The sequence below is a fragment of the Pedobacter sp. genome, from assembly GCF_035566355.1.
Lineage (GTDB): Bacteria > Bacteroidota > Bacteroidia > Sphingobacteriales > Sphingobacteriaceae > Pedobacter.
In genome coordinates this window covers 1-7,846 of sequence record NZ_DATMRL010000262.1, presented here as the reverse complement: position 1 = coordinate 7,846, position 7,846 = coordinate 1, and the positions used below count along the sequence as shown (strand labels likewise).

Annotated in this window: 6 protein-coding genes and 1 pseudogene; all 7 read right to left on the bottom strand. The window is 39.6% G+C overall.

What is annotated here, in order from left to right:
* Positions 1–431: pseudogene (locus VNZ46_RS10350) on the bottom strand (hypothetical protein); the annotation flags it as partial.
* Positions 432–433: 2 nt separating this feature from the next.
* Entirely contained in the window at positions 434–1,747 is a 1,314-nt protein-coding gene (locus tag VNZ46_RS10345) for a pitrilysin family protein (protein WP_325560094.1), read from the bottom strand.
* Positions 1,748–1,772: 25 nt separating this feature from the next.
* A complete protein-coding gene (locus VNZ46_RS10340) occupies positions 1,773–3,089 on the bottom strand; it encodes a MutS-related protein (protein ID WP_325560093.1) in 1,317 nt (438 codons plus the stop codon).
* On the bottom strand, positions 3,077–4,444 hold the full coding sequence (locus VNZ46_RS10335) for a MutS-related protein (protein ID WP_325560092.1): 1,368 nt from the start codon (positions 4,442–4,444) through the stop codon (positions 3,077–3,079). Before VNZ46_RS10335 ends, VNZ46_RS10340 begins: the two co-directional genes overlap by 13 nt.
* Positions 4,445–4,450: 6 nt before the next feature.
* Positions 4,451–6,784, bottom strand: coding sequence for a Gldg family protein (locus tag VNZ46_RS10330; protein ID WP_316834908.1), 2,334 nt, complete (start codon positions 6,782–6,784; stop codon positions 4,451–4,453).
* A complete protein-coding gene (locus VNZ46_RS10325; RefSeq protein WP_325560091.1) occupies positions 6,784–7,716 on the bottom strand; it encodes an ABC transporter ATP-binding protein in 933 nt (310 codons plus the stop codon). Before VNZ46_RS10325 ends, VNZ46_RS10330 begins: the two co-directional genes overlap by 1 nt.
* Before the next feature lie 50 nt (positions 7,717–7,766).
* Positions 7,767–7,838: a hypothetical protein gene (locus tag VNZ46_RS29385; RefSeq protein ID WP_414693487.1), complete on the bottom strand. Its 72-nt coding sequence runs from the start codon at positions 7,836–7,838 to the stop codon at positions 7,767–7,769.
* Between the last annotated feature and the right edge of the window lie 8 nt (positions 7,839–7,846).

Genomic DNA, 7,846 nt, shown 5'->3' with positions numbered 1-7,846 from the left:
GATGGATTTCTCAGGGCTTCAGCCATCAATAAAAATGCATCCTTAAAATAACGGCTCAGGGCCGAAGCCTGTCCGCCACCAGAAGACAAACTAACCTCTGCACCCATCTGGTCAACGGCTTCATCAAACTGAACTTTCGTTTTTGTTGTCGTTCCTTCATTGAGCATCCCACTCAACAATCCAAGAATCCCCACTTTTGATCCTTCAGAAATTGGCCCCGCATCAATACTATAACTTGCGGAAACCTTCGGTAATCTATGGGTGTGTACCACCAGAACAGTAATGCCGTTGGGTAATTTATAGATTACGGGGTCTTCAAATTTGATGATAGGTGCAGGTCCTGGTTTTGGCCTCTGGCTTCTGTCTAATTTTTGCGCTGCTGCACCCTGTGCAAATAAAGCCGCAATAAAAAATATAAATATCTTCTTCATGTCTATTTAGTTGGTAAGTAATAAAGTACAACACGCTGGTTCTTGTTGAGGTATTTTTTAGCTACATCTCTGATCTCCTCGCGGGTGATCGACTTAATATGGGTAAGCTGTTCGTTCAAATCATTGGTGTTTTTATTTTGAAATGTATAGCCATTTGCAAGGTTTTCAGCTACATTGATCATTTTTGTATTGTTACTTACAAATACATTTTCAAACTGATTTTGCAACTTTATGAATTCCGATTCACTGATCAGATCAGTTTGAAGGCGAACAACCTCGGCATCGATGTCGGTCAAAAGATCATTTAACGATGTATTGTTGTTGGGTAAAGCATAGGTTATATATGCGCCATAGTCTTCCAGTGTATAATTATATGCAGCAACTTCTATGGCTGTTTTCTTGTCATCTACCATTTTCATTTTCAGCCTGGAACTGCCTCCTCCAGATAAAATGGAACTGACCATTTCCAACACCTTGTTGTCCCGGCTTTTCATTCCTGGAACACGGTAGGCTGCACATATGGCTGGAATTTGAATATTCGCATCGTAAACTGTATCTACGATTTGTTTTGTCATCGGTTTTAATTCGAATATGCTCTTCACCACCGGAGTACCTTTTGGTATTTCGTCAAAATATTTAGCCACAAGAACTCTAGTTTTTTCTATGTCCAGATCCCCAGCAATTGTTAATACCGCATTATCAGGCACATAATATTTTTTAAAAAAAGCAAGAAATTCATCCAGTTTTGCGGCATCCAGATGTGCCATAGAGCCTATCGGCTGCCAGCTATAAGGGTGCCCTTCAAATAAATGTGTAAATATTTTTTCATCAAACTTACCGTAAGGTTTATTGTCGTTACGCATACGTTTTTCTTCTTTAACTACTTCATTCTGGACCTTAATACCTGCATTATCGATTTTGGGATGCAGCATACGTTCGCTTTCCAGCCATAATCCAAGCTCCAATTGATTTGATGGAAAAATATCAAAGTAAAATGTTCTGTCCTGAGAAGTATTAGCGTTGTACTCTCCGCCATTACTGCTTACAATCTTCATAAATTCACCCCGCTTTATGTTTTCACTTCCTTCAAACAAGAGGTGTTCAAAAAAATGGGCAAATCCGGTTCTGGAAGGATTTTCATCTTTAGAACCCACATGGTACATGACAGAAACGGCCACTACGGGAGCGGTTTTGTCTTGGTGAAGAATAACATGCAGACCATTGTCCAGGTTATATTCGGTAAACTTTACCTGCTGTGCGTTGCTTACCAGGAATATTCCGGAAAGCAGTATTGTCATTAAAAATTTATATCTCATTTTGTTTTTAAAATTGGTTAATAGACTATCCTAGTATTTCCAGGATTTTCTCATTCTCAATAATGATCATTCCCTGCCTGTCTGTAGTAATCCCTTCGGTTAAGTGATAGGTATATTGAGGCTTTGAGTTAACCATAATGGTTGGCATATATCGAAAAATAACGGAAGGGGTATTTAATAGTGCTTCACCCACCTCGATAATATGTGTGGAGATGACGAAGGCACAGGTTTTATAACCGGCAAGGCGTTCAGTAACAGCTAATGTTGCATCATAAGCATCTTTTACATTCGTTCCTTTAAAAAGTTCGTCAAAAAGCACAAACAGTCTCTTTCCATCACTAACTTCCTTGGCAACAGATTTAACGCGTATTACTTCAGCATAAAAATGGCTCCACCCTGCATCTATGTCATCCGGTACATTGATGGAGGTAAAGATACCTTCCATCACCTGAAAGGTCATGCGGTCAGCCGCTATTGGAAAGCCCATATGGGCCAGGTAAAAGGACACGCCTAGAGTTTTCATCCAGGTTGATTTACCAGCCATATTGGCACCGGTAAGAAAAACCAGATTCTTTTCCCGGGACAGTGAAAAGCTGTTGCCAATAGCATCGCTCAAGGTGGGGTGCTTTAAATTTTCTGCTTCCATAAGAATGTCTGAATCTCGTATGCTTGCCTTAGCATAAGACAGTTTTCTTTCTGCGGCAACAGATGCAATAGAGATGAGAACATCAAATTCATAAAGGATATGAAATAACTGCTCTACTTGGTTTCTAAATTTATTCAGAAACAAGTCCTGAAATTGGGCTGTTTCTTGCAGAGAGTACGGGCGATCGAGTTCAAAATGCTGGATTGGGACATTTTTAATGACCTCAGATAACCTGCTCTGTAAAGACTTGCATGGATTATCTTTTTCTTCCAGCTTTTCCAAATTCCCTAAAAGGATATTTGCTGACCTGAATACCTGTAGCATGGCTTTTGTTTGTTGCTGGTGTACTTGAAAGCTATCAGAATGATACAATATCTCCTGAATTTTCAATCTGTAACAACCTAAAAGGCTTGCAATAAATCCTGAGGGTCTTGCACCTGTAAGATATTGTAAGGCGTCTTCTAAAGGTTCGTTATCCACTTCAAACCCAACACCTATTTTTTGCAGATATCGAATACAGGCAGATCTGTTGTTGATGCCCACAACATCCGTAAGCGGTGTACGGAACATTTCTTCCAGCAGTAACTCTCCCCCTTTTGTTTTTACGCGATTAAAAAAGTTGAACAGAGAGCCTGATTTATATTTTCCCAGCAAATTCAAATCTGCCAGGGTTTGCTTATCGGTTATAAATTGCATAGCTTTTTCTGTTTTTTTAATCCGTTATCCAGCATTTGCAGGATACCTTCATTGTTAATAATGATCATTCCCTGTCTGTCGTCTGTGATTCCTGTTTTAAGTACCCTTGTATATTTGGGATGATTCCCTTCCATGATGGTAGGCAAATACAGGTATTGAATGCTCAGGTTTTCTTTTAACAGGACTTCACCAGCTTCCATAATATGGGTTGAAATAATGAACTGGCTTTCCTTCTTGCGGCAAAAAGCCCGTGTCAATTCAATGGTACCATCATAGGCATCTTTCACATTGGTTCCACGAAACAATTCGTCAAAAACCACAAACAGCCTTTTGCCGCTTTGCAAAGTTTTGGCTATTTCTTTTACGCGCAATACCTCTGCATAGAAATGGCTCGCGCCTGCACTAAGGCTATCTGCCAGATTAATGTTGGTAAAAATGCCATCCCTAACTGCAAATTCCATATTTTCTGCAGGAACCGGAAAACCCATATGGCCTAAGTACAGTGAAAGGCCTATAGATTTCATAAGGGTGGATTTTCCGGCCATATTCGCTCCCGTAAGGAATATCAGATTACCCTCACGATCCATGTCGAGGTTATTTGCAATGGGCTGCTCCAATGCAGGGTGAAATACTTGATGAAGATGTAGAAAGTTTTCTCGATCGGCTAATGCTTTGGCGAAACAGAATTTTCTGTTTCGCGCTACCTGGCCAACCGCTATGTACACATCCAGGTCATATAAGAGTTCGAGTAACTGTAACACAAATTCCCGATGATCAAAGCGTAACCGTTTATCGAACTCCGCCAACCTGATCGTATCTAGTTTACGATCATCTTTATTCATCGCTTCTCTTAACCCATTAAACGAATCATGATATACAATCTGCTCTAACCGACGAAATTGCTCATAATATGGTGATTCTGCAGCAATACTGTCCTCCTGCTGCAGAAAAATGTTTAGCTGATAGAATACCCGCAGGCAGGCTTGAACGCCATCTTCGATAAGTTGGCGTTCAGCATCAATTGACACCATGTTCCTGATTTTCTCTCCAAAACTTTCACTTTCGGGTTTAATTTGGGTACGGACATCATCATTCTCCAAATAAAATGCAATGATGCCTATGGTTATAGGATCAACAGGATAAACAAACTCTTTTTGGCTGAAGAACTGGTACAATGCTGCATGCCTGTTTATGGGAGACGCATCAGCCCAGGGATTTTTGAAAATCATTTCCAAACGATGCGCCCCGCCCTGAGTTTTTGTTTTATTAAAAATGGTATAGATAGACGTTTTACCTGGTTTATCAAAGATGGATAAATCAGCGATTGTCTGCTCATCGGTTAATAAATATTTCATTACAGATTATTTACGTTTACGACGGATAAGTATGATCGAAGCAATGACAATTATAATTCCTGGAATTAAATAGAACAGGAAGATCTTTTGGATCCCTAAATCTGTCACTTTGATCTTAAATGAATTGTCTGTCTCTGGGTGCAAAGTATTTGCAGGGAATTTTCCATAGGAGAAATAGCCAAAGCACCATGCCGGGTAAAACTTATTATACCTTTCTGGCTCGTCACCAAACATAGCTCCTGTAAGGTAATCGGCATCAGATGCCACTATGATACGTTGTTCTCTTTCATTTACCTTTCTTTCCATTAAAAGTGAGGTCACAAAACGACCATGCTCGTCGCTGGGCAATTCTTTTACCTTCAAAGACAGAGAATCGCTGCTGATTGGAGCAACCCTATTCCAGCAGAGTTTTGGATCGGTTGTAAACAGTGGTGAAATTTTGAATCCATCCTTCTCTTCATAATTTAATGCACTTGCTCCAGACATCGCAATTCTTAATGTTGTGTCGCCATAATAGGTGATTTGCTCTTCAGTAAAACGCTTGGATCGTGGAGAGAAATTTTTTGCCCGATCAGTTAGTCGACTGAATATAAAGTCACTTGAGTATTTATCGCTCGACTGAACCAGCATACCTTCCCTAAGCGACAAGCCTAAGCCGTCAAAAATCGGCTTAATGATGTGTTTTCGATCTGGTTCGCTACCTAGGTATAGATTCCCCCCGGCAGCTATATAAGCATTAATCTTTTGCAGGTTCTCAGCAGTAAATGGCGTGCGCGGATCTGCTATAGTTAATGCTGCATAACTCAATGGTATGGCCGGAATGTTTTTCAAGGAGATGGCTTCAAAGTCAAACCCCTGGTTAATCAGTGAAGAACGTAAATCCAGTTTATTTGCCAATGCATTGTAATCTCTTGTCTGTAAAGAGAACGGACCCCGCTCTAATTCATCCGTTAGGAAAGCAATTTTAGGAGGTGTACTGATCAATCTGTTAATGGCAGCAGCCATTTCATTTTCCGAAGGCCAGAACAAAATGTCCTCGAAGGTTCGAACAACGGTCTCTTTTCCTTTATATTTCAATACGAAAAAATGCCGGTTTTCTTCCTTGTCTACATTGAACAGTTTATGTACTTCTGCGGGAGGTAAAAACTGGTCAATACTCATGCTAACCGCGCCGGCCTGAATTGCAGCTATTTCTTTTATTGATTTTCCGGGATTTAGCTTAAACCAATAATTGGTTGAATCTGCATTATAATAATATACAAATTTAATCTTGATGTCTGATTTGAAACGTATATAGGGTTCAAACAATTTAGCAATTAGATTATTTTGTTGCGCAGGTACAAAACTGGCTAACCTGAATTGCAATGCATTTACGTAAGCAGTAATTTCAAGTGGCCCGTCATTGAGCTTTGAAACCATCTTTTGAGTTGGAGGAGCTATAGTGTAGAGTTGATCCTCGGTCGCATCATGGTAAATATTTAAAGCCGGTCTACTGGTGATATAGCCTAAAACAGAGGCCATCAACACCACTGTTGTGTAGCGGAGTATTTTCTTACCCACAGAAATGGATTCGGTACCCGATTTAATTTTAATTACAGTGAAGATGAGAAATGTTGCAATAACAATCAGAAAATAGACAATATCCCTGGAGTTTGTAAACCCGTTGATCAGCTGGTCTGATTTACCGCTCAAATTGAGATAATAGGTAATATTTCTAAGCCAGTCTATATCTTGCCACAATCCACCAATTCGTGAAAAAAGGGCAAACACAGCAAAAGTAATTATTGCTGCAACAAGAGGATAGGAAGTTAATGATGAAATAAATAAGCCTATTGCAGCATATGCGCAAAGCACGAGAAAAAGTCCCACCAAAGCAGCTATCATATGTCCATAGTCAGGATGGGATAAGCTCATGGATAATGCTACATAAGTAAATAAGATCACTACAATCAGAGAAAAAGTAAAAGCGACCATCGCAAGAAATTTCCCCAAAACGATTTCGCTTATCCGCACCGGGGATGAATACAGCAATTTCATAGTGCCATTACTTATTTCCCTGCTGATCAGCCCCATGGTGAGCAAGGGAAAAAAGATATAAAGGTTACTGATGATCTTGACAAAGTATCCTGGATGCCGACCATCGTCTATGATTATGTCTGTAAGGTATTTCGTAAATTCCAGATAGGGTCCACCCTGCTCATAAAAAGTTAAGAACTTTTGAACCACACTAAAATAGTCTGCACAGGTCAGTACCATAAATAGCACTAACATGGACCAGGCAATTGGAGAATAGTAAAAATTATAGAGTTCTGTTCGGGTTATATGTAATATCTTTTTCATTATTTCCTTTTTATAGCCTTTTTTGTTATCTCTTTGAAAATTTCATCAACAGAATTCTTTTCTACGGTCAGTTCTGTTAGTCGCCATTCATTGCGTACACTTTCTGTGATGATAGATTCATTTGTTTTGTTATCGCCACCATAAAAGACCCTGAATGATTTAGAAGAAAGCTTTTCTACTCTGCTTATACCAGGAATAACACCTAGCGCATCTGATGCTGGTGGATTCTCAAAAAGGAGAATGATGCTCTGTGGAGCGACATAATTGTTAAATGCTTCAATGCTGTCGGCAAATACAAGTTGACCTTGTTCAATCATAATGATCTCATCGCATACCGCTTGGATCTCCTGCAAAATATGAGAAGAAAGAATAACTGTTCTCTCAAAAGAAATCTCTTTAATAAGATTTCGCATATCCGCTATTTGAACCGGGTCTAGTCCGTTAGCAGGTTCGTCCAGGATCACAACTTTCGGTCTATGAATAACAGCCTGAGCAAAGCCAACCCGTTGACGATAGCCACCGGAAAGATTTTTTAGTACGCGGTCTTTCATATGCGTAATCGAAAACTTTTCCATCACCTCATCAATAGCTGCTGGTATCTTTTTTTTGTCTACATCTCTTAAATTTGCACAATAACGCAGATACTCTGTTATGGTCAGATCAAGATATAATGGTGCCTGCTGGGGCAGGTAACCTAATGACTTTTTCGCTTCAAGCGGATTTTTTCGGATATTGATCCCGTTAATAAAGGCCTCCCCTTGCGTCTGGTTCAGTGCACCACAAATAATATTCATAGTGGTTGATTTACCAGCGCCGTTTGACCCTAATAATCCATATATTCCTTTCTTGCCAATATCGATATTAATGTCATGGATTGCCCATGAACTACCATACTTATGGGAAAGCCCCACAGTTTTAATAATAGAAACCATAAAATGAAATTTTAAAAAATGAGTAGAAACTTTAAAAATTAGCTTTTTGCCTAACGACCAACATATCCTGGATTTTGAGTGAGGTTAAAATTGCGTTGCAGTTCAGTTAGGGGAATCGGCAATAATTTGC

Bases quoted from the DNA above. Each gene is read 5' to 3' on its own strand.
- VNZ46_RS10345 (WP_325560094.1), bottom strand. From the start codon at position 1,747: ATGAGATATAAATTTTTAATGACAATACTGCTTTCCGGAATATTCCTG.
- VNZ46_RS10340 (WP_325560093.1), bottom strand. From the start codon at position 3,089: ATGCAATTTATAACCGATAAGCAAACCCTGGCAGATTTGAATTTGCTG.
- VNZ46_RS10335 (WP_325560092.1), bottom strand. From the start codon at position 4,444: ATGAAATATTTATTAACCGATGAGCAGACAATCGCTGATTTATCCATC.
- VNZ46_RS10330 (WP_316834908.1), bottom strand. From the start codon at position 6,784: ATGAAAAAGATATTACATATAACCCGAACAGAACTCTATAATTTTTAC.
- VNZ46_RS10325 (WP_325560091.1), bottom strand. From the start codon at position 7,716: ATGGTTTCTATTATTAAAACTGTGGGGCTTTCCCATAAGTATGGTAGT.